The 25,913-nt window shown below is 69.1% G+C and carries 15 protein-coding genes and 4 pseudogenes; 7 read left to right on the forward strand and 12 right to left on the reverse strand.

The window, feature by feature from the left end; all coding sequences use genetic code 11:
* Positions 1-25: 25 nt before the first annotated feature.
* On the forward strand, positions 26-823 hold the full coding sequence (locus ACQEVU_RS49400; protein ID WP_433337191.1) for a hypothetical protein: 798 nt from the start codon (positions 26-28) through the stop codon (positions 821-823).
* 213 nt (positions 824-1,036) lie between these two features.
* On the opposite strand, the gene ACQEVU_RS49405 is transcribed toward ACQEVU_RS49400, so the two are convergent.
* Both ACQEVU_RS49405 and ACQEVU_RS49410 read right to left on the reverse strand, forming a co-directional pair.
* A complete protein-coding gene (locus ACQEVU_RS49405) occupies positions 1,037-1,267 on the reverse strand; it encodes a hypothetical protein (protein ID WP_433339791.1) in 231 nt (76 codons plus the stop codon).
* A gap of 302 nt (positions 1,268-1,569) precedes the next feature.
* A pseudogene (locus ACQEVU_RS49410) lies at positions 1,570-1,782 on the reverse strand (pentapeptide repeat-containing protein); the annotation flags it as partial.
* 950 nt (positions 1,783-2,732) lie between these two features.
* On the opposite strand from ACQEVU_RS49410, the gene ACQEVU_RS49415 reads away from it, so the two are divergent.
* Complete coding sequence (locus ACQEVU_RS49415) at positions 2,733-3,641, forward strand: hypothetical protein (protein WP_433337193.1); 909 nt, start codon at positions 2,733-2,735, stop codon at positions 3,639-3,641.
* Between the two features lie 47 nt (positions 3,642-3,688).
* On the opposite strand, the gene ACQEVU_RS49420 is transcribed toward ACQEVU_RS49415, so the two are convergent.
* The 3 genes and pseudogenes from ACQEVU_RS49420 to ACQEVU_RS49430 form a co-directional block, all read right to left on the reverse strand.
* Entirely contained in the window at positions 3,689-4,804 is a 1,116-nt protein-coding gene (locus tag ACQEVU_RS49420) for a MerR family transcriptional regulator (RefSeq protein WP_433337195.1), read from the reverse strand.
* Between the two features lie 370 nt (positions 4,805-5,174).
* A pseudogene (locus ACQEVU_RS49425) lies at positions 5,175-5,654 on the reverse strand (IS630 family transposase); the annotation flags it as partial.
* Positions 5,655-5,684: 30 nt separating this feature from the next.
* A pseudogene (locus ACQEVU_RS49430) lies at positions 5,685-6,919 on the reverse strand (IS3 family transposase).
* A 53-nt stretch (positions 6,920-6,972) separates the two neighbouring features.
* Here ACQEVU_RS49430 and ACQEVU_RS49435 point away from each other — a divergent pair.
* Positions 6,973-7,419 (forward strand): annotated as a pseudogene (locus ACQEVU_RS49435) (DDE-type integrase/transposase/recombinase); the annotation flags it as partial.
* A 136-nt stretch (positions 7,420-7,555) separates the two neighbouring features.
* On the opposite strand, the gene ACQEVU_RS49440 reads toward ACQEVU_RS49435, so the two are convergent.
* On the reverse strand, positions 7,556-11,431 hold the full coding sequence (locus ACQEVU_RS49440) for an FG-GAP-like repeat-containing protein (RefSeq protein ID WP_433337197.1): 3,876 nt from the start codon (positions 11,429-11,431) through the stop codon (positions 7,556-7,558).
* Between the two features lie 976 nt (positions 11,432-12,407).
* Between ACQEVU_RS49440 and ACQEVU_RS49445 the strand changes: the two genes are divergently transcribed.
* Together ACQEVU_RS49445 and ACQEVU_RS49450 are read left to right on the forward strand one after the other, a co-directional pair.
* Complete coding sequence (locus ACQEVU_RS49445) at positions 12,408-12,950, forward strand: hypothetical protein (protein ID WP_433337199.1); 543 nt, start codon at positions 12,408-12,410, stop codon at positions 12,948-12,950.
* Positions 12,951-12,982: 32 nt separating this feature from the next.
* Positions 12,983-13,384, forward strand: coding sequence for a hypothetical protein (locus tag ACQEVU_RS49450; RefSeq protein ID WP_433337201.1), 402 nt, complete (start codon positions 12,983-12,985; stop codon positions 13,382-13,384).
* Between the two features lie 188 nt (positions 13,385-13,572).
* Here the strand turns inward: ACQEVU_RS49450 and ACQEVU_RS49455 are convergent, their stop codons facing one another.
* The 5 genes from ACQEVU_RS49455 to ACQEVU_RS49475 form a co-directional block, all read right to left on the reverse strand.
* A complete protein-coding gene (locus ACQEVU_RS49455; RefSeq protein WP_433337203.1) occupies positions 13,573-15,912 on the reverse strand; it encodes an FG-GAP-like repeat-containing protein in 2,340 nt (779 codons plus the stop codon).
* A 38-nt stretch (positions 15,913-15,950) separates the two neighbouring features.
* Entirely contained in the window at positions 15,951-16,100 is a 150-nt protein-coding gene (locus tag ACQEVU_RS49460; protein WP_433337205.1) for a hypothetical protein, read from the reverse strand.
* Positions 16,101-16,200: 100 nt separating this feature from the next.
* Positions 16,201-17,295 carry a hypothetical protein gene (locus ACQEVU_RS49465; protein WP_433337207.1) on the reverse strand — a complete coding sequence of 365 codons (1,095 nt, stop codon included), beginning with the start codon at positions 17,293-17,295 and terminating at the stop codon, positions 16,201-16,203.
* The gene (locus ACQEVU_RS49470) at positions 17,292-17,801 is read right to left on the reverse strand and encodes a SigE family RNA polymerase sigma factor (RefSeq protein WP_433337209.1); all 510 of its coding nucleotides are present in this window, start codon (positions 17,799-17,801) and stop codon (positions 17,292-17,294) included. The genes ACQEVU_RS49465 and ACQEVU_RS49470 overlap by 4 nt, the downstream gene beginning before the upstream one ends.
* 9 nt (positions 17,802-17,810) lie before the next feature.
* The gene (locus ACQEVU_RS49475) at positions 17,811-18,749 is read right to left on the reverse strand and encodes a hypothetical protein (protein ID WP_433337211.1); all 939 of its coding nucleotides are present in this window, start codon (positions 18,747-18,749) and stop codon (positions 17,811-17,813) included.
* Between the two features lie 473 nt (positions 18,750-19,222).
* Between ACQEVU_RS49475 and ACQEVU_RS49480 the strand changes: the two genes are divergently transcribed.
* Positions 19,223-20,482 (forward strand): acyltransferase family protein, encoded by a 1,260-nt coding sequence (locus tag ACQEVU_RS49480; RefSeq protein ID WP_433337213.1) that lies wholly within the window; start codon positions 19,223-19,225, stop codon positions 20,480-20,482.
* A 299-nt stretch (positions 20,483-20,781) separates the two neighbouring features.
* On the opposite strand, the gene ACQEVU_RS49485 is transcribed toward ACQEVU_RS49480, so the two are convergent.
* Positions 20,782-22,443 (reverse strand): hypothetical protein, encoded by a 1,662-nt coding sequence (locus ACQEVU_RS49485; protein ID WP_433337215.1) that lies wholly within the window; start codon positions 22,441-22,443, stop codon positions 20,782-20,784.
* 713 nt (positions 22,444-23,156) lie between these two features.
* Between ACQEVU_RS49485 and ACQEVU_RS49490 the strand changes: the two genes are divergently transcribed.
* On the forward strand, positions 23,157-25,907 hold the full coding sequence (locus ACQEVU_RS49490; RefSeq protein ID WP_433337217.1) for a BTAD domain-containing putative transcriptional regulator: 2,751 nt from the start codon (positions 23,157-23,159) through the stop codon (positions 25,905-25,907).
* The last annotated feature ends 6 nt before the right edge of the window (positions 25,908-25,913 follow it).

The raw sequence follows: 25,913 nt of genomic DNA on the forward strand, positions 1-25,913 counted from the left end.
CTGTCGGTGCGCAGACTCACCGGCTATGAAGTTGATTCGTGTGATGGTCGTCGCACTCACCGCTGCGGCTGCAGTGGTCGTCGGACCTCAGGCCGCGTTCGCCATTCCGTCCGGTACCGGGTGGTCGGGCTCGTGGAAGTACACCGGTGGCACCAGCATCCAGGTCACGCTGGACGTGCCGGGCGCGAAGCTGGTCGCGAACGGATGGGACGCGCTCGGTGTGCGCGCCTTCGTCCTGAACGTCACCGACACCGTGGCCGACGGCAAATGCGCCTACGTCAAGTGGACCGGGGCCGCCACGACCGAGCACTGGGCCTGCGGCAGCGGCACCACGGTGCAGGTCACCGGGCTGCCGAGCTCGACCAACGCCGTGACCGCCGTGCTGTGCCGCGACTCCACGTCCCACAACAACAAAACCAACTGCAACGTCATCGACGTGCCCTCGTCCTCCACCGACGCCTTCATCCGGACCGAAGGCAACGGCGCGCACTGGAAGTACTACGACGGCTACTCCGGCGAGGACTGGGGCGCCTGGGTCACCATCGGCGGCGTCGACTTCGACTACTTCGGCTGGGACGACACCCCGGCCGGGCAGCGCTGGATCAAGTCCTGGGTCACGCTGCTCGAGCCCTCCTGCGGCTCGGGCACCATCCTCAACGCCAGCCCGGCCGCGAGCCTGTCCATCTGCTCGCAGTACGACTACAGCGACAACCTGCCGGACACGCACGTGACCGGGACCGCCTGGGGCACCGGCTGCACATGGGCCATCGGCATCAACCAGCCCAAGCACTGCATCAAGGTCCGCGTCCCCGAACCCAACTGACAGCAGGGTCAGGGCGGCCGGCCGGCGTTCCGCAGACGCGTGAACCGGAACGCCGCGCCGCCGCCCGGGGGCCTCGCCCCAGATCCACTCCCCGTGGCGGATGACGATACGGCGCTCGATGGCCGGACCGATGCCGTTGCCCTCCAGCCCGCCCGCCGAGGCGCTGTTGCGTTTGCCGATCGGAGACCCATTGAAGCGAGTGCCGGCCGGGCTTCAGATGGCGGGGGCGAGTTCGGTAACGACACCGGCGGGCAGCCCACGCAGCAGCCGGATGACGTCGGGGAAGTACGGGGACAGGTTGCGGCCGTGCCGGGACTGCAGGACGACCCGGTCGGACTGGACGAAGGCAAGGCACCGCCAGCCGTCCCATTTCGGCTCGTACACCAGGCCGGCCGGGAGCTCGGTGGCGGGGACGGCGCGCATCGGCTCGACCGGTGGCCGCATGACGCACCCCCGTGAGTAGCGGCAACAGTGATCACATTACCGCAGTGACCGTTTACTCCCGGCAGGAACCGACTGACTCCTCGTGTTGACTCAGTGCTTATTTCGGATCGTCCACGACCTCGTCGCGCTCTCGTCCTACCACCCCGGAAGGTAGCCGTGTATTGTCCGAAACCAAGGTCCGCACCGGCAAGGTTTACCCCATGCAGAATGGGAAGCGACGTTCTCCTTGCAGCCTCGCGAAGTTCATCACGGTCCGACGGGGGATTTAATATCATAATCGTCCTGTTGAACTGGGACAAATTTGTATTCGACAAATCAGCGTCCGACAGATCCGCATAGCTGAGATCGGCCGACATCAAGTCAGCGCCAGAAAGAGTTGCATCCGAGAGGTTCGCGAAACTAAAGTCAGCGCGCCGAAGGTTAGCATTCGATAGATCAACACCCCGTAGGTCAACCCGACTGAGATCGGCGTCGTCTAGAGCGATGCCGGGAAGTCCTAGTGTGACACCTGCCATGTCGATGTCTGTGCCAGATAGTTCGAAAGGTCGACGCGCTAACACGATTACGGCCGCCTGCACGTCGATAGGCGACCTCGGCACCGCAGTACGAGGTTGTGCGCCGGGCAGACGGGGAGTTGCATGCGTACGGACGAAGGCGGTCAATACTTGGACGATCGCTGAACCGTCGCTGGGCGAATCTCGCAGCAGCCGCTGGAGGGCGTAGATCCCGCCGAGGCGAATGCTGAGCTTGTCTGAGCCCTCCTGGCCGAGTTGGTCAATAGCCCTGCTAAAGCGTTCGGTGACCTGGCCTCGCTCGGCCAACGCCTGCTGGGCGCGGTTTACCTCCTGCTGAGCGCGGCTCGCCTCCTGCTGCTTGCGGTTCGCTTCGTTGGTGTAGAACAGACCGATCGCGACGAGCAACACTGACACGATGCCTGCCAGCGCAGTTAGCGTTTGTCTCCAGTCTGGCCGGATGCCGACTTGCACCGGCGTCGTGGCGCCTTCAAGGCGCAGCGCAGGCCCGCCGCGCCGGAGCGCGCGCGGCACCACCCTTGTCCGTGGCGCGCTAGCTGTCAGTTGCCTCGGCGCGCGCGAAGCTGCACGCGTTTCTGGCGCTGGCTGGGGCGCATTTCGGTCTGGCGCTTTCCATGCGGCCCGAGCGGCGGCGAAACGGTCCCTGAGGGTTGCCACGCATCTATTGCAGCGTGGCCGCGCAAGGAACGCCTCGATCAGATCGGTAGGCGTGAGCGCCGTTCGTACCGATCACAGCGAGTGGCCGCTGCGGGGTCAAACGGACTGGATGTCGACCTGTCTGGGCACGTACAGCTCGGGCCGGCGCAGAGGCCCAAATCTGCGGCGACGAAGCTCTGCGGGCGAAGCGGGCAGTGCGACAGGACGACGAACGCGAGTAGCCGGGCTTGACGCGGAGGGTGTCTGCGAGAGGAATCCTGACCTGGGTGTGGCCTGTGAAACACACCCAAGATCGTTGGCCGTCATACAGGAGGAGATCTTCACCGTACGGTTTCGCCTGGTCAAGGCTTACTGACTCACTGCAGAGGATTCCTCGCCAGATACGTCCCGCCCGCACCAGTGATCTGATCCGTCACCCAGATGAACTGCCACTTTGCCGCCAGTGGCGGCCAGACTGGCGGCAACGGTCAACGCCGCATGACGGTTCGGCCGGCCACGCGTCCACCCTGTGGGAGATTCTGCGGGAGGCCGGGATCGATCCGGCGCCCCAGCGGACCTGCAGCACCTGGGCCGACTTCCTGCGCTCGCAGGCCGATACCCTGCTAGCCTGCGACTTCTTCGAGACCGTCACCCTAACCGGAACACGGCTGTACGTGCTCGCGGTGATCGAGCACGCCAACCGCCGCGTCCGTGTCCTGGGCGCGACCGCACACCCGACCGCCACGTGGGTGACGCAGGTCGCCCGCAACCTCGTGATGGACCTCGAGGATGCCGGATGGCGGGTGAAGGACCTGATCCGCGACCGGGACGGCAAGTTCCCGGCGTTGTTCGACGCCGTTCTCAAGGATGCGGGTGTCGAAATCGTGCTCAGCGGGATCCGGATGCCGCGCATGAACGCGATCATGGAGCGGTGGGTACAGACTTGCCGTCGTGAGTTGTTGGACCGGATGCTGATCTGGAGCCAGCGGCACCTGCTGCACGCCCTGCATGAGTACTTATGCGGACCTCATGATTATGCCGACGGGCCCGTGCAGAAGTCTTGTCGGCGCAGGAACGCAAGGCACTCGGGCCATTGCGACGCCGGGCGGGCCGGGCAACCCGCCGTCGTCGTCAGCGGTGCGGAATCGTTGGACGTGGGATGGCGCGTGGATCGCGGCCAGATCCGTACGATCCGCCGGGGTTGACGTCCGGGCTGCGAGGCCCACTGCTGGCGCGCTTGTCGTGGTGGTGTTCAGGCGATGAGCAGACGAAGGCCGAGTTCTGCCGCGTCGAGGGCGACGAGGTCGCGGTTGCGCTCGGCCCATCGGCCTGAGGACAGGTCTTCGCGGAGTCTGCCTACTGCCCGCTGCTCGGCTTGCGGTCCGACCCTGGTCCATACCGATACCGCACGGCGCACATGTTGATCCAGATAGGCCTCGGGCCGGCGCCAATGCGCCTCGAAAAAGCCGTCAGCGCAGTCCCACGGAATGAGCACCGGCTCCGCGCGGCCTCCGATCGCTCGAGTGAGGTCGGCCAAGGACGGCCAGCCGATGAGAAGGTCAGCGAACTCAGGCAGGTAGTCGCGGGTGAGCCAGAACCGCTCGCGCCAGCCGGTGTTGTCGGCGTCGTAGGTGAACACGACCACGCGGCGGGCCACCCGCTTCATCTCACGCAGCCCGGCGACTGGGTCCGGCCAGTGATGTACGGTGCTGACCGCCATGGCGGCGTCAAACGACTGGTCCTCGAACGGCAGGTCCTCGGCTCCGGCTGCGACGCACGGTGCGGCATCCGCGGGACGTTGTGCCCGCATGACCGCCGACGGCTCCACCGCCGTGACGTCTCGGTTTGGTGGTTCGTAGGAGCCGGTGCCTGCTCCGACGTTCAATACTGTTTGGGCGTCCCCGAGCGCATCCCAGATGCGCGCGGCGATCCGGGGCTCGGTGCGCCGTGTGGCCGGGTAGGCGGATCCGATGGCGTCGTACAGCTGCGCGCCGAACATTTTCAGTTGCTCCTCCGGGGTTGTCCTGATTCCCATTGCTCGTGCCTGTAGTTCGCTGTCGATGGCCGTCACCATGGCAGCAGCGCGGTCACGCTGTTCCAGCAGCAGGCCTCGTAGCCGGCGCAGATGCGCGACCGCGTCGGTGGACGGGTCGTCAACCAGATCCGCGATCTCCCGCAAACCGAAGCCGAGCCGCCGGTAGGCGAGCACTTCCCGCAGCCGTTCCACGTCGTCTGCGGAATAGGCCCGGTATCCCGCGAGGGTCCGCGCCGATGGCTGCAGCAGGCCGATCTCGTCGTAGTGATGCAGCGTGCGGATGGTCACACCGGCCAACTCGGCCACACGCCCTACGGTCAGTTGCTCCTCCACGCCTCCGACTATGTGGCATGACGCCACGTGAGGGACAAGCGCTTCCCCGGCATGATCGAGTTTCCGCTCCGGACGTCGGGTCGGCGAGCGTCCACCTCTTGTAGTCGAGGATTTCTGTGTGCTGGCGGCCCGCCGGCTCGTCGGCGAGCCGGCGGATGTCGTCGGCATAATCACAGATTCTCCAGGAAGGCGACGATCGTGTCAGTGGGCTGGTAGCGCCCCGGAGTAGTGCCGAGCGGCGTGGTTCGGGCCAGCGCGCGTTCCTTGAGCGCGAGGTCGGCGTGGACATAGATCTGGGTGGTGGCAACGCTTTCGTGGCCGAGCCAGAGGGCGATGACGGTGGAGCTCGACGGGCAGTCAATGATCGATACTAGTGTCCTGAGTCGTTAGAAGTTTTATTGATCGTGGTGCAGTAGTTCGCGAGGCTGTCGAGGATCTGGTCGGCGGTTTTGGTCCAGACAAAGGGTTTCGGGTTGTCGTTCCATGCCGTGATCCATGCGTTGACGTCGTCTTCGAGGGCCTTGACGCTGCGGTGGGTGGATCGGCGCAGCTTGCGGTTGGTGAGTTCGGCGAACCAGCGTTCGACCAGGTTGAGCCAGCTGCCGGAGGTCGGCGTGAAGTGCAGGTGGAAGCGTGGGTGCGCGGCCAGCCAGGTGCGGATCGCCGGGGTCTTGTGGGTGGCGTAGTTGTCGCAGACCAGGTGCAGGTCCAGTTCGGGTGGGGTGTTGGCGTCGATGGTGCGTAGGAACCGCAGGAACTCCTGATGGCGGTGCCGGCGCTGATGCTGGCCGATGACCTTGCCGGTGGCGATGTCCAATGCGGCGAACAGGCTGGTGGTGCCGTGGCGTACTGTCAAGCCCCGGGTTTGATGGAGAGTGGTTTATCTGGTTTCCAGGGGTGCGGTGACCGTCCGGGCCATCGCGTGTAGGGCCTCGTACTCGGCGGGCGGGACGTGTCCGAGCTCGCCATGAAGCCTGCGGTTGTTGTACCAGTCGATGTACTCGACGGTGGCCATCTCCAGGTCGTCGAGCCCGCGCCATGGACCCTTGTTGCGCACGAGTTCGGCCTTGTAGAGAGAGTTGAACGCCTCGGCCATGGCGTTGTCGTACGAGTCGCCCTTCGAACCGACCGAGGCGACGGCGCCGGCCTCGGCGAGCCGCTGGCTGTAGCGAACCGCTCGATATTGCACGCCGCGGTCCGAGTGATGCACGAGTCCTTGCAGGTCAGCGCCGTGATGCTGGCGACGCCAGACGGCCATCTTCAGCGCGTCCAACGCGAGGTCGGTGTAGAGCGAGGTGGACACCTGCCAGCCGACGATCATGCGGGAGTACACGTCGAGGACGAACGCGGCGTACGCCCAGCCGGCGGCGGTGCGTACGTAGGTCAGGTCGGCGACCCACAGCTGGTTCGGCCTGGTGGCGGTGAAGTTCCGTTCGACCAGGTCACGAGGCCGGTCGGTCTCCGGCGCGGGCCGCGTCGTGCGGGGTGTCTTGTCCCGCAGCAGTCCGCGCAGCCCCGCGGCGCGCATCAGCCGTTCGACGGTGCACCGGGCCACCTCGACGCTCTGGCGGCGCAGCTCGTGCCAGATTTTGCGGGCCCCGTAGACGCCGTAGTTCTCGGCGTGGATCCGCGTGATCAGCGCGTTCAGTTCCTCGTCGCGGCGGCAACGGGCGCTGACCGGGCGGGTCTTGGTGGCGTAGTAGGTCGACGGTGCGATCTGTGCCGGCGTGCCTTCCAGCGCCTGCAGGACCGGCTGGACACCGTGCTGATCCTTCTGGGAGTCGACGAACGCGACCTTCATCGCGACGGCCGGTCCAACTCGGCCGCGAAGAAAGACGCCGCGGACTTCAGGATCTGGTTCGCCCGCCGCAGCTCACGCACCTCCCGCTCGAGCGCGGCGATCCGCTCGGCGTCGCTGCTGGTGGTGCCCGGCCGCGCACCGGCGTCGGTCTCGGCCTGCTTCACCCAGACCCGCAACGCCTCCGGATGGACCCCGAGCTGCCCTGCGATCCGCCGGATCGCCCCGACCGCGGACGCCGGATCCCGGCGGGCTTCAAGGGCCAGTCGGGTCGCACGCTCACGCAGTTCGTCGGGGTACTTCTTCGGTGCCGGCATAACTCGATCTTCTCCCAGGTTTCGATGTCTCCATCAAACCCGGTGCGGGACACTACGTCAGAGTCAACGGAGTCTGGCGGTACGTGTACCGGGCGGTCGATCAGTACGGACAGGTCATCGACGTGCTCCTCTCAGCCCGCCGCGATGCCGGCGCCGCTCGGAGGTTCTTCCGCCGGGCGCTGTCCACGCTGAAGGTCAAGCCCAGCGAGGTGGTCACTGACGCCGCCGCGGTGTACCCAAGCGTGCTCGACGAGCTGATCCCGTCCGCGTGGCACCATGTCGAGCGGTACGTCAACAATCCGATCGAGGCCGATCACAGCCAGCTCAAACACCGGTTGAGACCGATGCGGGGGTTGCGAACAGACACGACAGCGCAGGTGATCATCGCAAGGCACGCGTTCATGCAGAACCTGCGGCGCGGGCACTACGAACTCGCCGTCGACGCCCCGCCAGCAACGCGGGTCGCTACTGCGTTCGCCGAACTCGCCAGCGCGGTCTGACCTCGGAACGAGAACGGGCTCAACATGTCCATCGATCCCGAAACGCAACAGCACCACCCGGCGGCCTCCGACGCGCTGCAGCGAAGCGGGCCCGTGCCGGGTGGCACGGGCCCGCGTTCGTTCACGGGGCGCAGCGTCAGGTCAGCTGCCTGAAGCCGCCCCACAGGCCGCCGGTCGGCCACATCGCGTCGCCGCCGCCGGTCAGCTTGCCGGTGCCGTCGCCGGTGTACAGCCGGATGTCGTTATTGGCGTCGATTCCGGCAATGTCGGCCTTGCCGTCGTTGTTGAAGTCGCCGGCGACGATGTACTTGAAGCCGGCCCACAGCCCGCCGGTCGGCCACATCGCGGGACCGCTACCGACGAGCTTGCCGTTGCCGTCACCGGTGTACAGGCGGATGTCGCTGTTCGCGTCGATACCGGCAATGTCGACCTTGCCGTCGCCATTGAAGTCGGCGGCCTCGATGTGCTTGAAGCCGGCCCAGAGACCGCCCGTGGGCCACATCGCGGGACCGCTACCGACGAGCTTGCCGGTGCCGTCACCGGTGTACAGCCGGATGTCGCTGTTCGCGTCGATACCGGCAATGTCCACCTTGCCGTCGCCGTTGAAGTCGCCGGCGACGATCTTCTTGAAGCCGGCCCACAGCCCGCCGGTCGGCCACATCGCCGGACCGCTCCCGACGAGCTTGCCGGTGCCGTCACCGGTGTACAGCCGGATGTCGTTATTGGCGTCGATTCCGGCAATGTCGACCTTGCCGTCGCCGTTGAAGTCGGCGGCGACGATGTGCTTGAAGCCGGCCCAGAGACCGCCCGTGGGCCACATCGCCGGCCCGCTACCGACGAGCTTGCCGGTGCCGTCACCGGTGTACAACCTGATGTCGCTGTTCGCGTCGATACCGGCAACGTCGGTGTTGCCGTCGCCGTTGAAGTCGACACGCAACCGGTACGCCGTCACGGTCATCTGGACCGTCGGGCCACTCGTGATCTTGCCCGAGCGGTCCTTGGTGAAAGCCCGGAACGTGTACGCGGTGCCCTTGGTCAGGTTGGCCGTTGTGACGCTGGTGCCGGCCCCGGCGTAGATGCCGATGCCCGCGGTGACCGAGTCGGGCGCCGTCGTGCCGGCCGCCGCCCGGACGATCACCTGGTCCAGGTCGGTGATCGCGGCCGCCGTCCAGGAGACGACGCCGGTGCCGCCGTCCGCCTGGAGGTTGGTCACCGCCGCCGGCGCCGTGTCGAGCGTGCGGAACGTCGACGTGAACGGCTCGTTCTGGATCGCGCCGGCCTGGTCCTTGACCCCGGCGACCACGAGCCGGTACGGCGTGTTGTCCTGCAGCGACGCGGCCGGGGTCACCTTCGCGGTGGCGGTCGCGGCGTCGTAGGTCACCGTGGCCGGCACATTCTGCTGGGTGACCCCGTGCACCAGCCGCACCGTGGTGGCGTTCACCGAGGCCGGATCCACCGTCCGCGCGAACGTCACGGTCGGCGCGGCGTTCAGCGCGACCCCGGTCGCGAAGTCGGCCGTACCGATCGTCCGGACCCACGCCTGCTCCCGGCCCGGCGTCGCACCGGATCCGTTGCGCATCACGACGAGCCCGCTGTTGTAGTCGGCGATGACCGCGTCGATGCGCTTGTCGCCGTTGATGTCGCCCAGCGCCAGACCCTGCACGTCGTAGTGCGACGCGTACGGAATGGACGAGGTCGTCGGGGTGTCGAGCGTGCCGTCGCTCTTCTGCGCAAGCACGCTCAGCGTGTTCCATCCCCCGTGCGCGGTCACGACGTCGGGCCGCGAGTCACCGGTGATGTCGGCCACCTCGACCGGCTCCGGGATGTCGGCCGTGGAGTAGACCTTGGGCGTGTCGAGCCCGCCGGTGGCGTTCTGCGCGAACACGTTGATCCGCGCACCCGGCTGGTTGCCGCCGATTGTGGCGATGACGTCGGCCTTGCCGTCGCCGGTCACGTCCGCGACCTCGATGCCCTCGATGGAGGGCCAGTAGCCGACGATGGCGTTGTGGTCGGTGCGGTTCCAACCGTCGACGGTGTGGTGGTAGACGTTCACGGTCCCGGCCTGGAAGCCGACGACGTCGGCTCGGCCGTCGCCGTCGACATCGCCAACCTCGACCTCCCCGCTGGAGCTCGTCGAGACGGTCGACGCCGCGAAGGTACCCGCCGGCCCCTGGGTGAGCAGCACGATGCCGGAAGAACCGACCACGACCAGATCGGCGTCACCGTCGGCGTCCATGTCGGCCGCGACGAGGTGCGAGGCGGCGGTGGTGCCGGGCAGGATGCCGTTGTCCGACAGCACTCCCGCCTGGGTCTGGAGGAAGATCTGGACGCCTGCCCCAGTGGCCAGGGCCACGTCAAGGCGTCCGTCGCCGTTTGCGTCGAGTACCGCAAGGCCGGCGCTGTCGGAGTACTGCAGCTGCGTCGAATACTTGACGGGAGGGGCGAGCGAGCCGTCCGCCGTCTGCGCGAAGACGAACAGCTTGTAGTCGTTCACCGCGTCGAAGTAGTAGGTCGTGGCAAGGATGACGTCGTTACGGCCGTCGCCGGTGACGTCGCCGATGGCCACGGACTGCGCCCACGAACCCGTCTTGGTCGACTGCGCAGGCTCGAACTGAGTGCTGGGCGCGGAGTCGATGGCCACCGTGTACGGCCGGGTGTCCGCAGCGCCGTTGTAGTTGTGCACTGCGACGTAGTACGTGCCGACACCGAGCGTGAAACTCAACTTCTCCGTCGCGGTGGGGTCCTGGCTGTCGGCGGTGCCGATCAGGCGCAGATCCTTGTCGTACACCGCGAGTACCGGGTCGAAGTTCTGGCCGACGTTGCCGTCGTACGTCGGAGGCGTCACCCGGACGGTCACCGCCCTCTGCGAGGCGGAGTCGAAACGGTACCAGTCGACGTCACCTTCGATCCCGATCGTGCCGGTGATCGAGGTGGTGAAGGCGGTGGCCCGGGCCGGAACGTCGTTGGGTTCGTCCGGACCCAGCGCGGGCTGGGCGAACTCCGGGGCCCACGGGCCGCCCACGGCGTTGAGGGCGTCGAGCACACCGGCGCCGTAGTAGGGGTCGAAGCCCCGCGGGCCGGCATCCCGGGCGGTCGACTTGATCGTCGTGATGAGCTGGGCCGGGGTCATCGCCGGGTTGGCGCCGCGAATGAGCGCGGCGACGCCCGACACGATCGGCGCCGAGAACGACGTGCCGGCGCCGATGTAGTACTGCTGGCCCGGGTAGCTGGAGACGATGTCGAAGCCCGGTGCGGCCACGTCGACCCAGTCGCCCCACGAGCTGAAGTCGGTCAGCTTTCCGGCGCCATCGGTCGCGGCGACCGCCAGCACCTCCGGGTAGGCCGCCGGGTACTGCGGGGTGTTGTCGCCCGTGTTGCCGGCCGCCACCACGACGAGCGAGCCCTTGCCCGTTGCGTAGGTGACCGCGTCGTGCAGGACGCTGCTGTCCCCGGGGCCACCGAGCGAGAGGTTGATGATCTTCGCACCATGATCGGCCGCCCAGACGATGCCCTTGGCGATGTCGGAGTCGTAGCCGTTGCCCTGCGAGTCGAGGACCTTGACCGGCATGACCCGGCCGTTCCAGGCCACCCCCGCGACGCCGATGCCGTTGTTGGTGTTGGCCGCAGCGATGCCGGCGACCATCGTGCCGTGGCCGTTGTCGTCGGTGTTCGCGTTGGCTGCGGTCGGCACGTTGGTGATGGCGTTGTAGCCGGCCACGGTCCGGCCGGCGAGATCCTCGTGCTTCGCGTCGACACCTGAGTCGACCACCGCAATGATCTGGTCGGTCGAGCCCTTCGTCCGGTCCCATGCCTGCGGCAGCCGGACCGTGTTCAGGTAGCCCTGATAGTTGTAGACGTAGGCCGGGTCATTGGGCGCGGCACTCATCGTTCGCCGGTAGTCCAGCGAAACGCTGGCGACGGCGGAGTCCTTGCGCATTTCGCGGAGAAGGTCGGTCGCCGCACCCGCCGCGGTCACCTTGACGTAGCTGGTGCCCGGCACGGTACCGACCACGCGAGCACTGCGACTTTGCACCGCGCGGTCCGCGGCCGAAGCCGAGGCCTCCTTCTTGAACTGCACCAGCACGGCGTGCGGGTCGAACGCACGCTCCTTGAGGTCGCGCGGGCGTTGCGGTTTGGACAGACTCTTGACTTCAAACTTGTGATCGGGTGCCGGCGCGGCAAAGGCAGAAGGCCCTAACGGGCTCACCACCGCCAGCACGCACGCCACAGCCACCGTCCGGCGGAGCAGCATGAAAACCCCCATGATCGACGATCGGGCGTGCGTAGTGTGCCAGAATTCCGTCGATGCGAACAGCCCGCGCAGGCATATGTGGAGGAAGCCGACGCGGCGGGCCGTTAACCTGTCAAAACAGTCACCTCAGGCTGGATTCGTGGCGGCTCCGGCCATCTGCAGTGCGGCCCGGCCCTGGGGCTACGACCGGCAGAGCCGCGAGCGTCGGCGGTGTGGGCGGTGACGGCATCTCCACGGACCCGGTCGACGGCACGACCGCGGCGGGCTGAGCCGTCGCCGGCTGCGCCTTGGGCCCGCAGGCCGTTGCACCGACCAGCACAAATACCGCCGGAACCAGCAGCCCGGCCGCCATTCTGCGTCGTGTCACCGTCATCCCCTATCCCGGGTCCGCGGTCACGCTAGCCGAAACAGCCTCGGGTTCGCACCTGGCCGCGATCCGCTCGCGCCGAGCGCAAGCAGGGCAACGCCGCCGCTGCGTATGTGCAGCAGCGGGCGGACTACCGGGAGGGTGCGCGGCGTGGGCGGGCAGTAGGCGAACCGGTGAGCGACGTCGAAGACATCCGCGCGGACCTGCGCGACCCGGCCGGGACGGCGACCGGCACCGTGGAGGCGTATCCGGCCGGGTTGCGCCGCGTCCGCCGGATCCGGGCCCGCCGCGGGGCTGGGCGCCGCAGTCGCCATCGGCGCGGCGGTCACCGCGACCTGGGCGGTGGCCCGCGGGCCGGACGGCGGATCCGTGGCCTCGCCGGTGGTGCGCACGTCCGGCTGCGGCGCGAACACCCGAGTCACGCCCGACACCCCCGGGCCGACACCGTTCCCGGCCGACCAGGAGAGCCTCAACGAGCTGCTGAACCGGATCGGCGACGGCGGCCAGCAGCATGCCGTCCCCGACAAGGTGGCGGTCTGGACGGCCGAGCGCCTCGCCGCCTTCCGCGACCGGGTCGCCGGTAACCGGCTTTGGCCCTGTGGTGGCTCATTGCTCTTGCGCAGCCTGCGTCCCGGCGAGGCGATCGGGTTGCGCTGGTTCGACATCGACCTCCAGCGCGGCACCGCCACGATCACGCAACAGATCACCTGTGCCAGGCGCAGGGTCCTCATCGGCCGCCGAAGAGCAGCCAGCCGCCGGGTCATCGCCCTGGACCGGCACGGCCCCGGCAGATCAAGAGCGCCAAGAAGCAAGCAGCGAGCAACCACCGTCCACACCGGACAGACGGACCGCCCAAGAAGTGCAGGCCAGACAGTAGGCCGCCAGAGACTCGAACCCGAACCCGCGGTCTAAAAGGGAGGTACTCTTGGTGAGGAGAGCACGACATGACAGCATCGAACACCGCCGGTGGAGCCACCAAGTGCGCCCCCGCGTCGACGGGCCTCGCACCTGCGCTGAGTGACCTACGAGAAGCGGCCCTCGGGTACGCCACTGCGAAGGCGTCCCGGAAGGCGGATGACTGGGCCGACGATCTCAACGATTTTGTGGCAAGCCGGGGGCCCACCACGCAGGCGGTCTTCGAGGGGCTGAAAGCCAAGTTGCGGGGAAAGAACCCTGTCTGGGCCGCGATAAAGGGTGCTTGGTCGCGGACAAGCCCCGAAATGAAGCTTGCCGTGGTGTTGATCTTGGTACTGGTGCTGTTGCTGGGTCCTGTTGTGCTGCTCGTGCTCGTGCTCGGGTTACTGGTCGCGGCGCTCGTCGCAGGGATTCGAGCCGCCACACGGTGATCAGGTCCCGGATGGGGCGGGAACTGGAACCCGGCGAACGCCGACCGTGGGCGGCAGGGCCGGACGCCGGGGATTCGACTCCGGTCTAGCCTGCCTGACCTAGGGACGGTCGACGCAGCGGACCCGCGAATCCTGATGCGCGAAAACGGGCCCGTGCCGGGGGTGGCACGGGCCCGCGTCGATCGTCTTCAGGTGAGCTGTTTGAAGCCGGCCCAGAGGCCGCCGGTGGGCCACATCGCGGTGCCGGTGCCGGTGAGTTTGCCGGCGCCGTTGCCGGTGTACAGGCGCAGGTCGTTGTTGGCGTCGATGCCGGCGACGTCGACATTGCCGTCGGCGTTGAAGTCGCCGGCCACGATGTGCTTGAAACCGGCCCAGAGGCCGCCGGTGGGCCACATCGCGGTGCCGGTGCCGGTGAGTTTGCCGGCGCCGTTGCCGGTGTACAGGCGCAGGTCGTTGTTGGCGTCGATGCCGGCGATGTCGACGTTGCCGTCGTTGTTGAAGTCGCCGGCCACGATGTGCTTGAACCCTGCCCACAGGCCGCCCGTCGGCCACATTGCCGGGCCGGTGCCGGTGAGCTGGCCGGTGCCGTCGCCGGTGTACAGGCGCAGGTCGTTGTTGGCGTCGATGCCGGCGACGTCGATATTGCCGTCGGCGTTGAAGTCGCCGGCCACGATGTGCTTGAAACCGGCCCAGAGGGCGCCGGTGGGCCACATTGGCGGGGCGGCAATCAGTTTGCCGGTGCCGTCGCCGGTGTTGAGGTGTAGGTCGTTGGCCGCGTCGATGTAGGCGACGTCGGTCTTGCCGTCGTTGTTGAAGTCGGCGGCCGCGAGGTGCTTGTCGCGCGCCCACAGGCCGCCGGTGGCCGACATGGGGTTGCCGCCGTTTACCTTGCCGGCGCCGTCGCCCGTGTACAGGCGCAGGTCGCCGTTGGCGTCGATGCCCGCGACGTCGACCTTGCCGTCGCCGTTGAAGTCCACCTTCATCCTCGCCGCCGTCCACAGTTGCACGCCCGAGGAGCTGGCGCCGGAGATCGCGTTGGCATCGGTGACGGTGACGGTGACGACGTAGTAGCCCACCTTCGCGTAGTGGTGCGCGGCGACCGGCGTCGCCTGGGTGACGGTGGAGCCGTCGCCGAAGTCGAAGGCATAGGAGACGATCGGCACCCAGCCGGGTGTCGTGGTCGACGCGTCCGCCGTGATCGACAGCGCGTGCTGGTCCACCGTGACGACGATCTGCGCCCCCGGGCCCTGGATGTTCTCGGTGGAGCCGCGGTCGGCGTAGGTGACCGGGCCGGCACCGGTGTTGGGCACGCTCGGGTCGTCCTCGCGCGGACGGCCCAGGGTGTCGGTGCTCTGGAAGCCGGGCGCGGCGGAGTTGGCCGAGTCGTAACGGTCAGCGCTGAGCGGACACTCCTTGTCGTGCGCGGCCTGCCCGGACGCCGCGCGGAAGGCGACCAGGCTCATCGGGGTGCTCCATGCGTAGGCCGCCGGGTCTCCCGGAGCGGACTGGTGCAGGACGCAGTTGTAGTCGACCACGGTCCTGCCCATCGCGCCGTCGTAAACGCCGATCTCGACCGCGTCCGCGATCGACGGGTCGCAGCCCGCACGGGAGGCGACGTTGCCCGCGGTGACGTTGTTCTGCACCGACACCCCGGAGGACGCCCCGGACACGCGGATCCCAGCCGCGCAGTTGTTCGTCACCGTGTTGCTGGTGATCGCGGTGCCGGTGGCGCCGGCGTTGGCGATGCCGACGCCGTTGCCGGAGGAGACACTGGTGTTGGCGACGACGTTGTCGGCCGCGCCCGGCTCGAGGAGGATGCCGGCGACGCCGGCGCGGTTGGCGTTGCTGTTGACGACCGTGTTGGCCGAGCCGGCGATGTCGATGCCCGTGCTGCCCGCCGCGTAGTTCATCGAGGCGACCACCGACTTGAGCAGGACCCTGGTCGTCGCGGCGTCCAGGGCCACGCCGGTGGGCATCAGCGTCCCGAGCGAGCGGACGCCGACCAGCGACGAGTCGGTGACGGCGGCCAGCCGGACGCCCACCACGGTCGCGGTCGGCGCGGCCTGCACCGTGATGTTCTGGAGGGCAAGCCGGGTCGAGTTGCTCAGTGCGATCCCGGGGCCGCTCGCCACGCCGGTCACTGAGAACCCGTTGATCGAGACGTCATGCTGGCCGTCGACGGTGAACCCGGCGTTCGCGCCGGTCAACTGGACTGTGCGCGAGTCCAGGTGTTGCAACGTGATGGGCTGGCCGGCCGTGCCCGACTTGGCGATGGTCACGTGCTCGCTGTAGGTGCCGCCGGCCACGTTGATCGTCTGGCCGGACGCCACCGCGGCGGTCGCAGCGGAGATCGTGCAGAACGGCTGGGTCTGGGTACCTGCGCCGCTGTCGGTGCAGTTGGCCCCGGCGGTGTTGTTGACGTAGAGGGGACTCGACGCGTCCGCAAAGGCCGGGCCGGCCCCTGCGACCAGGACTGTTCCGGCGGCCACGGCCACGATCGCGAGGCCGGTCCCGGGATGTTTGCCCACGCTGGTTCCTTCAGGGGGAGGTGGGCCCAGACGATTGATCACTGGGCGGGCACATTGTTGCGCGGGTCAATCATGTCCATCAACCCCGTTCCCGGGCCGAGCGCGAGCAGGCCGGGGAAGCGGCGGGCCGGCGGCGGCATCGGGAGGGTCCACGGGGTGTGGACCAACTCGCCGAACGCGTCGCCCACCACCTCGCCAGCAACCGCCCGAGGCCGGCGACAGCGATGCAGACACGGGCCGAGGTGGACCAGAACCGGCAGCTGATGAAACTCCGGCGCCCCTGCCGGGTCAGGGGTGGTAGCGCAGCTGCGACTCGTTGGCCTCGGCGGCCGGGAGGGGGTACGTGCGTAGCAGGTGCCAGTCCTTGTCGTACAACTTGGCGTTTTTTCCGGAGATGACCACGGCGCCGTCGGGGCGGAACCAGGCATGGCTCAGTTGGCCGACGGAGACGCGCTTCTTCGTCACCGTGTCGTAAATGACGGTGGTGGTGTACACGTGCTGCGGGTCACTGTTGACGTCACCCAGGGCGAAGTAGCGGCCGTCGTCGGAGATGGACTGCACCGATGTCGGGCAGCCCGCGTGGGCGGTGCACTCGCTCAGGCCCGCGACCGACACCGTCCGCGGCGACCCGCCGTCGGCCTGCGTGATCTCGATGCTGTCCTGGGCGCTCGGCGAGACGTACGCACGCAGCGTGCCGCTCGGGGAGAACACGAGGTACGACAGGTCCCCCACGGGGGTGGCCGCCCCGGTGGCGGTGTCGTAGCGCTTGCCGTCGGCGATCACGGCCTTGCCGTCGGGAGTCCAGGTGGCCGTGCTCCCACCGGCGAACTGCACCTGGTGAGCGAGGACGCGCCGCGCGCCGCCCGGTGCGACCACAATCAGGTCGCCGGGGGTGATGGCACCCTGGTCCGGGGAGGTGTTGACGATCATGCGGGTGCCGTCCGGTGATGGGCTGGCGTAGACGTCCTGGTTGCTCGCGAGGCCGAAGCTGGTGGTGTGCGGGGCGCCGTCGACGTACCGGTGCAGCACGATCGGTTTGCCCGGCTGCAGGGTCAGGTAGGACAGCACGCCGGGTAACGCGTCGGGCGGCAGTCCGGTCCGTGACGCGGACGCGGCCGACGTCGTCGGTGCGGTCGACGGCAAGGGCGACGGCGATGCCGACGTGCCCGGGATCTGCGCCGGCGCCCTCTGGTCCCGCAGCTGCAGCACGGTAAGACCGCCCGCGAGGACGGCGACGACCGCCACCACGGCGGAGGTGCTCGTTGCTCGGCGGTTACGCAGCTGGCGGGAGCGGCGGTCCACCCGCTGCCGCAGGACGTACAGGTCGGTGCCGTCGACATCCGCGGCCAGGTCTGCGAACTGGTCGTGCAGGTCGCGGCTCACCGGATCATCCCCTTCGTCGCCAGGTCCGGCAGCGCCTTGCGCAGCGCCGCGAGGCCCCGGGACACATGGCTCTTCAGCGTTCCGACCCGGCAGCCAAGCAGCTCGGCGGCCTCCGTCTCGCTGCGGTCCTCGAAGTAGCGCAGCACCAGTGCTGCTCGTTGCCGCACGGGCAGGGTCAGCAGGGCCTGTCGCAGGGCCAGCCGGTTGGCCGCGTCGCCGGCCTGGTCGCGGCCGTCGCGACGCTCGGGCAGTTCGCCGGGCAGCGACTCCCGGACTCGTTTGCGGCGCCACCGGCTGACCTGCAGGTGGTACATGACCTGGCGGGCGTACGCCTCGGGGTTGCCCCCGTCGCGGAGTTTCCGCCAGGCCCGGTGCGTGCGGGCGAGCGCGTCCTGGACCAGGTCCTCCGCCAGGTGCCGGTCACCGGTGAGCAGATACGCAGTGCGCAGCAACGCCGGGGTCCGGGTGCGGTAGAAGGCCTCGAAGCCCTGGTCATCCTGCTCCATCGCCCGCGATTATGCGGTGTAGAGGAGTGTTCCGTTGCCCGGCGCCGGGAAGGTGCCGGTCACGTGCCAGGCGGTGTCCACAACGCGAAGGTCGTGGGTGGTATGGATGATCGCGCCGCCGCTGGCGGTGAACCAGATGTGCTGGACGTCACCGAACGCCGTGAGGTCGACGGCCTTCCTCGAGCGGGTGTCCAGGACAATGTGCGCATCGGTGACCGTGCCCAGGTCGGTGTTGCCGTCGCCGAGCGCCACGTAGTTGCCGTCGTTGGAGACCGCCTGGACGGCGAACGGGCAGGCATAGTCGCTGCACTCGGGGAAGTTCGAGATGTCGACGACCCGCCGCGATCCACCGCCGACGGGCCCGACGACGACCGAGGTGTCGGTTGCCGCATACGCGAGCATGGCACCGTCCACGGAGTAGGCCAGGTAGGCGGCATTCCCGGTGAGACCGGCGCTGGCGTGGCCGCCGCCGCTCGCCTCGTAGCGGACGCCGCGGAGCACGACTGCCCTGCCGTCGGGCGTCCAGACCGGCGCCACGCCGCCGCCCCAGGTGACCTTGTGGGCGAGCACGTGGCGCTGCCCGCCAGCGTCGACGACGACTAGGTCGCCGGGCGCACCGAGCTCCGGGTCGGAACTGCTGATTAGGGCGACATGCCGCCCGTCGCGCGAGGACACGGCCAGCACGTCACCGTGGCCGGCGGTGCCGAACGAGGTCGTCTGAGTGTGCCGCAGAAGCGTGATCGCCTTGCCCGGTTCGAACGTGAGCACCGACAGGGTTCCCGGCAAGCCGGCCGGCGCGCTCTGCGCGTCCGATGGCACCCGGGCGGGCGCTAAGCCCGCGGCCGACGACGCGCTGCTGGAGTCCGCCGCAGGCCCAGACGATGTCTGGCACGCGCCGAGCACCGCGACGGAGGCGAGCAACGGCAGGAGGACGGTGGCACGGTTCACGGCGGCAACCTTCCAGGGGAGTCCGTGACGGACGGTCGACCGCTATAAACGCCACCGGCCGCCGACCGGATTACCCGATCGTCGCGCTGTTTTCTGACACTTGTCCGGAGGCTGGCCGCGAGCGGGACCAGTGACGAGCCCGACCGGGCCGGCACCGGACGCGTTGCTGACGGGCGCCGCCGGGTCGTCGACGTCTGTACCAGCACCCGGGCCGATCGTCGAAAGGAGAGTCCGAGGCCTTCGCATCCGGCGCTGCCGGCCCGCGGAGTGTTGGGCCAAATCGGCAGAACACCATCGCGGTGTCCGGTGTTCGAGGGATGCCGAGCGCCGAGGGTACCCGCGAGGGCGTTGCACTTCGCCCAGGGTCTGCAATACTGACTCGCCCGGTTGGCCGACCACGTCGGACTCGCAGCCTGGCGGCATGGCGAGAATGCGTCCGCGGCATCGTACCGCTGGCACAGGGGAGTGGTGTGATGCGTCGGTCTCGATCCGGAGGCTCTCAGGCCCCCTCCCGCCTGCTCATCATCGACGGCCTGCGGTTCCTGGCGGCCTTGTCGGTCGCCGTGTTCCACCTCATGGCGGTCGCTGGTCGAGGCGCGGGCACGAAGGTCGATGTCTGGGGCCAGCCGGCGAAGGCGGTCTTCCCGAACCTGTTCAAGTTCGCCTCATACGGCTGGGTCGGCGTCCCGCTGTTCTTCATCATCAGCGGCTTCGTCATCTGCATGAGCAGTTGGGGGCGCACGCCGCGGCAGTTCCTGGCCGCGCGCGTCAGCCGGTTGTATCCGGCCTACTGGGCCTGCATCGCGATCACCACGTGCGTGTCCATGGCGCTGCCGGCCGTGTACAAGCCGGTGCCGCCGCGCGCGTTGCTGGCCAATCTCACCATGCTGCAAGATCCGCTGGGCGCGCCCCGCGTCGACGAGGTGTATGTCACGCTGTGGGCGGAGATGAGGTTTTACGCCCTGTTCACCGTCCTGATGCTGTTCGGGCTCACGTACCGGCGTGTCGTCTGGTTCTGCCTCGGGTGGTCCGCGCTCTCGGTCTGGTCCCTCGAGTGGCACCAGCCGTGGCTCGGGTCGATCCTGATGCCCGGCGGGTCCCAGTACTTCATCGGCGGCATCGCGCTGTTCCTGGTGTACAAGTTCGGCAGCCGGCCGGTCCTGTGGTTCATCATCGGGTTCTCCTGGATCCTCTCGATGTACTTCTATGCCGGCAACGCCTGGCAGGGCATCAAGCACCAGCCGTACTGGCCGGCCAGCGTCCTGATCACGATGGTCTACGTGGTGTTCGCCCTCATCTCGCTCGGCTGGTTCCAGAACCTGAAGTGGCGCGGCCTGACCGTGCTCGGCGCGACCAGCTATCCGCTGTACCTGCTGCATTACGTCATCGGGCTCACGGTCATCTACTACCTGTACCAGCGGCTGACGATCTCACCACGCCTGTTCCTCGCCCTGCTGATCGCGGCGCTGATCGGCGTCGCCTGGCTGGTGCATCGCCTGATCGAACGGCCGCTCGCTCCGCGGCTGAAGGCGGCACTCGCCGGATTCGACCTGCCCGCCCGGCAACGTCGTGCCGGCGGCCCCGGGCCGGAGGTCAAACCGGAAGCGTCCGATCCAGCAACCCGTATCCACGAGGCCCAGGACGCCCACGTCCAGCCGCCCGAGCACGAGGAGTCGCGCCCCGTAGTCCCGCCTCAACGAGGCTGGCTGGAAGTCGGCGACTCCTTGGTGTAGCCCGCCGCCGTAGCGATCTGAAGCTCGCCACCGGTTCGTTTCCCGGTACAGGGCATCTGGTCGACGCCGACTCGCAGTGTGAGACGGCCCGCACGCTGGCCGACTTCAACAACGACGGCAACCGCGACATCGCCAGCGGCACGCTGATGTGGCCCGGCGGCGGCCTGTGGAACAGCTTCAAGAAGATCGTCTGATCCGCACGACCGACCGGCCCGGTGTCCCCGCGGGGAGCACCGGGCCGGTCGCCGTCCGGGCGGGATCGACAGAGCTGCGGCCGGCGGCCGACGACCCGGTCCCGATCAAGACTGCGTGAGCGAGCGGACGTCCCAGATCCAGACGTCGTCGACCTGCTGGCCGGAGCCGAACACCGGGTCCAGTGACTCCTGCAGCTGCGGCAGGACCTCCTTGACCCGATACGCCACCACGGCGTCGGCCTGCCAGCGGCGCAGCTCGGCGATGATGGCCGCCTTCTGCTCCTCGGTCACCTTGACCGGCTTGCCCTCCTTGATGATCTGGGTGAACAGCTTGGTCGAGGGGCCGGGATCGGGCGTGTTGCCCGCCGCGTTGTTCGGCGCGACCGGGCCCATGAAGTAGCCGCCCGGCAGCCGGAACGCGAGGTCCGAGGCGACCTGCCAGTCCAGGGCGTGCACGTCGCCGGTCGTCACGAGCGGCGGCACCGGTACCACGGTGTGGTTCTTCGCCACGTAGGACTTGTAGGTGCCGCTGGTGAAGAACGCGGGCACCGGCTGGCGGCCGTGGGCCGGCAGGGGGAGCGGGAAGAGGGGTACCAACGCGGAGGCCATGGCCGCGGCGAACAGGAGGCGGACCTTCCTCGCCGGCGCCTCGGCCGTCTGCTTGATGACTCGGTCGGTGGCGACGGCCAGCAGCACCGCGAGGCACACCACGGTGACGAACGTGAGCCGGCCGGCGTTCATCGCCTCGAACAGCGGCAGGTGCGAGAAGAGCGCCCACGGGCCCGGCACGCCGAGCGTCGGGTGCGGGTGCTTGAAGGCGCTGACCGCGGGCTCAGGGCCGAGCGAGAGAATCGCGCAAATGGCGCCGACCAGCGCGACGCTGCGGACCAGCCGGTCCTTCCACAGCCAGACCGTGATCGCGGTGGCGAGGATGAGCAGGGACCAGCCGAAGTAGGCGTTGGCCTCGGTCCAGTTGAACGACAGCAGCGGGCCGCCCTGGTTGCCGATGGAGCTGGTGGAGTATGCCGTGAAGGCTTCGATGCCGTTGACGACATAGGCCATCTCGCCGAAGCTGTCATAGTGCTGCCGGCCGAAGAACTGCTCGTAGAGCGGGTATGCCAGCAGCGGCAGCGAGACCGCCAGCGCGGTGCCGATGCCCTTCAGGAACGGCCGCAGCATCGTGCGGATCTCCGAGCGCACCGAGAACCCGTAGCAGACGACGAAGATGGCCAGGGCCAGCGCCGTCATGAGCAGGTTTTCCTCGGTGATGAAGACCTGGTAAACAATCAGCGCGCCGAGCCACAATCCGTCGCGAACCGGGCGCTGCGAGCGGAACAGCCGCAGCGACAGCCGGACGATGAACGGGATCAGGAACTGCGAGATCAGGTTCAGGTGCCCGTTGGCGTGCGAGATCATCGGCGGCGCGAACGCGGCGAAGGCGCCGCCCAGCACGGCCGCGAACCGGCTCAGGTGCAGGTCGCGGCGCATCAGGTAGTACCAGCCGAAGGCGGTGCCCGTGAGTGCCAGGGTCATGCCCAGCACGTAGCTCACGGGCGCGCCGAGCAGCAGGGTGATCGGCAGCAGCGGCAGCGCCAGCCCGAGAATGCTGGTGTTGGCCATCATGTTGACGCCGACCGAGGCGTTCTGCAGGTCGGTGAAGAACGGATTGTGCAGGCCGAGGATGTTGTGCGTGTCGACGGCGAGGAACCACTCGCTCTGATTCTGGTCCGCATAGCTGCCCGCCAGGCGACGGCCGGCCGGCGACATCCACAGATGGCTGAAAAGATACCCGGAAAACATCAAGAAACCCGCGAACACTAGCAGATCGGCGCGATAGCCGACGAAGCGGGCGAATCTGGACGGTTGGGTCGGTTGCTCGGAGAGGGGCTCTTCCGGCGTCGGTTCGTTGGTAACGCGCTCGACGTCGAGGACTGACATGCCGTGGAGCGTAGACCATGACGCTGAACTGGGTCGTTTGGGCGATACGGCCGTTGCGCGCACAAATTGAGGGCTGCAAGCCCTCCGAGCGTATTGACGTCTCGGGCCACTTCCGGAAACACCGACCTACACCCGGATGGGTCGGGCAAACGACCGCTCGAACAGACGAGCAACCTAGGAGCAATCCAATTCCACAATGGACGGTTGGATCGCACGTTTGCGCAGGTAAATACGGCACCAGATGACTGGCAGTCGCGATACGTGGGGATTAAAAGTCCGCAGCTCTGCCATTGAGCTAGCAGCCCGCGGCTTACAGGGTACCGGGCCGATGGCGGATGCCCGCAAAGCCTTTCCGTTCATCTTCGTTTGCGCAGCTCAGATGGGCTGGCTCACCCCGCCCGACCCGTTCGACCGTCTGTCGAGCCGGCCAGCCGGGCCGGGTGGCGGGGCGCTCCGGCTCCCCCCGTTGCGAGCCGGAGCGCCTCGCCGCGACAAGGATCACTGTTGCCCCGCCCGAAAACCTTGCTGAATGCTTAACGGCGATGTATGCACCGATCTCGATCCGGCTGTTAGGTGCCGTGGAGGCCCGCGTCGGCGGGCAACCGGCCGATATCGGCCACCCCAGGCAGCGCGCCGTCCTGGCCGTGCTCGCCGTCGACGCCGGCTCGCCGGTCACCGTTGATGACCTGGTCGACCGGGTGTGGGAGGAGCCGCCCGACCGGGTGCGCCAGTCGGTGTACGTCTACGTCGCCCGGCTGCGTCGCGTCGTGCCGATCGTCAGGCGGTCCCGGGCGTACCTGCTCGACGTCGACCCCGACGCCGTGGACCTGCACCGCTTCCGCCGGCTGGTCGGCACTGACCCGCGGGCGGCGCTGGACCTGTGGCAGGGCAGGGCGCTCGCCGACGTCGAGGGGGCCTGGGCCGCGGCACAGCGCGCCCGCTGGGCGGAGGAGCGCCGGGACGCCACCGTCGCCTGGGCCGATGCCGAGCTGCTGGCCGGGCGGGCCGCCGTGGTGATCGGGCCGCTCAGTGACGTCGTCGCCGAGCATCCGCGCGCCGAGCCGGCCGTTGAGCGTCTCATGCGGGCGCTGCGGGACGAGCGGCGCTACGCCGAGGCGCTCGACGTGTACGCCGGTCTGCGCGAGCGCCTCGTCGACGCGCTCGGCGCCGACCCCGGACCGTCGCTGCGGGCGCTGCACCGCTCGCTGCTGCTCGGCGAGGAGTCCGGGCCCGCGGTGGTGCGGCCGCGGACCGCGCCGGCGCCCGCCGTGCCCGCGCAGATGCCGCTGGACGTGCGGGGGTTCGCCGGCCGCGGCTCGGCGATCGCCGAACTGGACGCCCTCGCCGCCAGCACGGAGCGGGGGAGCCCCGCCGTCGTCATCGCGGCGCTGTCGGGGACCGCCGGGGTCGGCAAGACCGCCCTGGCCGTGCATTGGGCCCACCGGGCCGCGCACCGGTTTCCCGACGGGCAGCTGTACGTCAACCTGCGCGGCTTCGGGCCGCCCGGCTCGGGATTCGGCGAGGGTGACGCGTTGCGGGTGCTGCTCGACGGGCTCGGGGTGCCCGCCGATCGGGTGCCGTCCGGGCTGGATGCGCAGGCCGCGCTGTACCGCAGCGCCATCGCCGGGCGCCGCATGCTCGTCGTGCTCGACAACGCCCGCGACGCGGCGCAGGTGCGGCCCATGCTGCCGGGAGCGCGCGGCTGCCTGGTCGTCGTCACCAGCCGCGACAGCCTCGGTGGGCTGATCGCCGGCGAGGGCGCCGTGCCGCTCCCGGTGGACCTGCCCGACCGGCGGGAGGCCCGGGACCTGCTCGCCGGGCGGCTCGGCGAGCAGCGGGTGGCCCGCGAGCCCGCCGCGGTCGAGGAGATCATCGACCGGTGCGCGCGCCTGCCGCTGGCACTGGCGATCGCTGCCGCCCGCGCGGCCGTCGACCCGCGCCGGGCACTCGCCGACGTCGCTCGCGAGCTGGCCGGCGCTGAGCATCAGCTCGACCCGTTCGCCGGCGCCGACGTGGTGACCGACGCGCGGGCGGTGTTCTCGTGGTCGTACCGCATGCTGCGCCCGCCGCTGGCACGGATGTTCCGGCTGCTCGGCCTGCAGCCCGGCGACGACATCGGCGCGCCGGTCGCGGCGAGCCTGGCCGGCGTCACCCCCGAGCTCGCCGCCCGGATGCTCGCCGAGCTCGCCGATGCCCACCTGGCCACGGAGGCCCGGCCCGGCCGGTACGGCCAGCACGACCTGCTGCGCGCCTTCGCACGCGAGCTGGTGGCCACCGACCCGGAGGCGCCCGCGACGGCGCGCCGGCTCGCCGACCACTACCTGCACACGTCGGCCCACGTCGCGGGGCGGCTCGACCCGTTCCGCGTCGCGGTGCCGCTGCCGCCGGTCGCTCACGGCGTGCGGGCCGAGACGCTCGAGGGCGGAAGCGCCGAGGACGCGCTGGGGTGGTTCGCCGCGGAGTACTCCGCGCTCATGGCCACCGTGCGCGCCACCGCCGGCTCCGACGACCCGGGCCTCGCCCTGCACCCGGCCCGGATAGCTCGCAACCTCGTCGAGTACCAGCAGCGCACCGGCCGCTGGAACGACCTGCTCGCCGCGCACGAGACCGCCGCGCGGGCGGCGCACCGCCACGGCGACCGGCTCGGCGAGGCCGCGGCCCAGCACGGCATCGCCCGCGCGCACGCGTTCCTCGGCGACGCCGACGCCGCGGCCACCGCGGGGCTGAGCGCCGCCGAGCTCTACCGCGACGCCGGCCTGCCGGTCGCCGAGGCCGACGCCCGGCGCAGCGTGGCCGTCGCGTACTCGCGGGCGAACCGGCTGCCCGAGGCGCTCGAGCACGCCCGGCGGCTGGTCGATCTGTACGAGCGCCACGGCGAGCCGTCCGACCGCGCGCAGGGCCTCAACACGCTCGGGTACACGCTGGTGCAGCTCGGCCGGGCCGCCGAGGCCCTCGATCCGATCACCCGGGCCCTACAGCTGCAGGTCGGCAGCGGCGACGAGCACGGCGCCGCCTTCACCCTCGACAGCCTCGGCCTGGCCTGCGCGCGGCTGGGGCGGCCGCACGAGGCGGCCGGGCACTACCGCCGGTCGCTGGAGCTGTTCGAGCGGGTCGGCGACCGGTACGGCCAGGTGTACCCGCTGTGCGGCCTCGGCGACGTCGTCGCCGCCCTGGGCGATCGCCCGGGCGCGCGGGAGCTGTACGAGCGCGCCCTGCAGATCAACCGCGAGGTCGACGGCGACGCCCTCACGGCGGACCTGCGGGTGCGCCTGCGGAACCTCGGCCCGCCGTGAACCAGC

This window comes from Dactylosporangium sp. CA-139066, from assembly GCF_050936175.1.
GTDB lineage: Bacteria > Actinomycetota > Actinomycetes > Mycobacteriales > Micromonosporaceae > Dactylosporangium.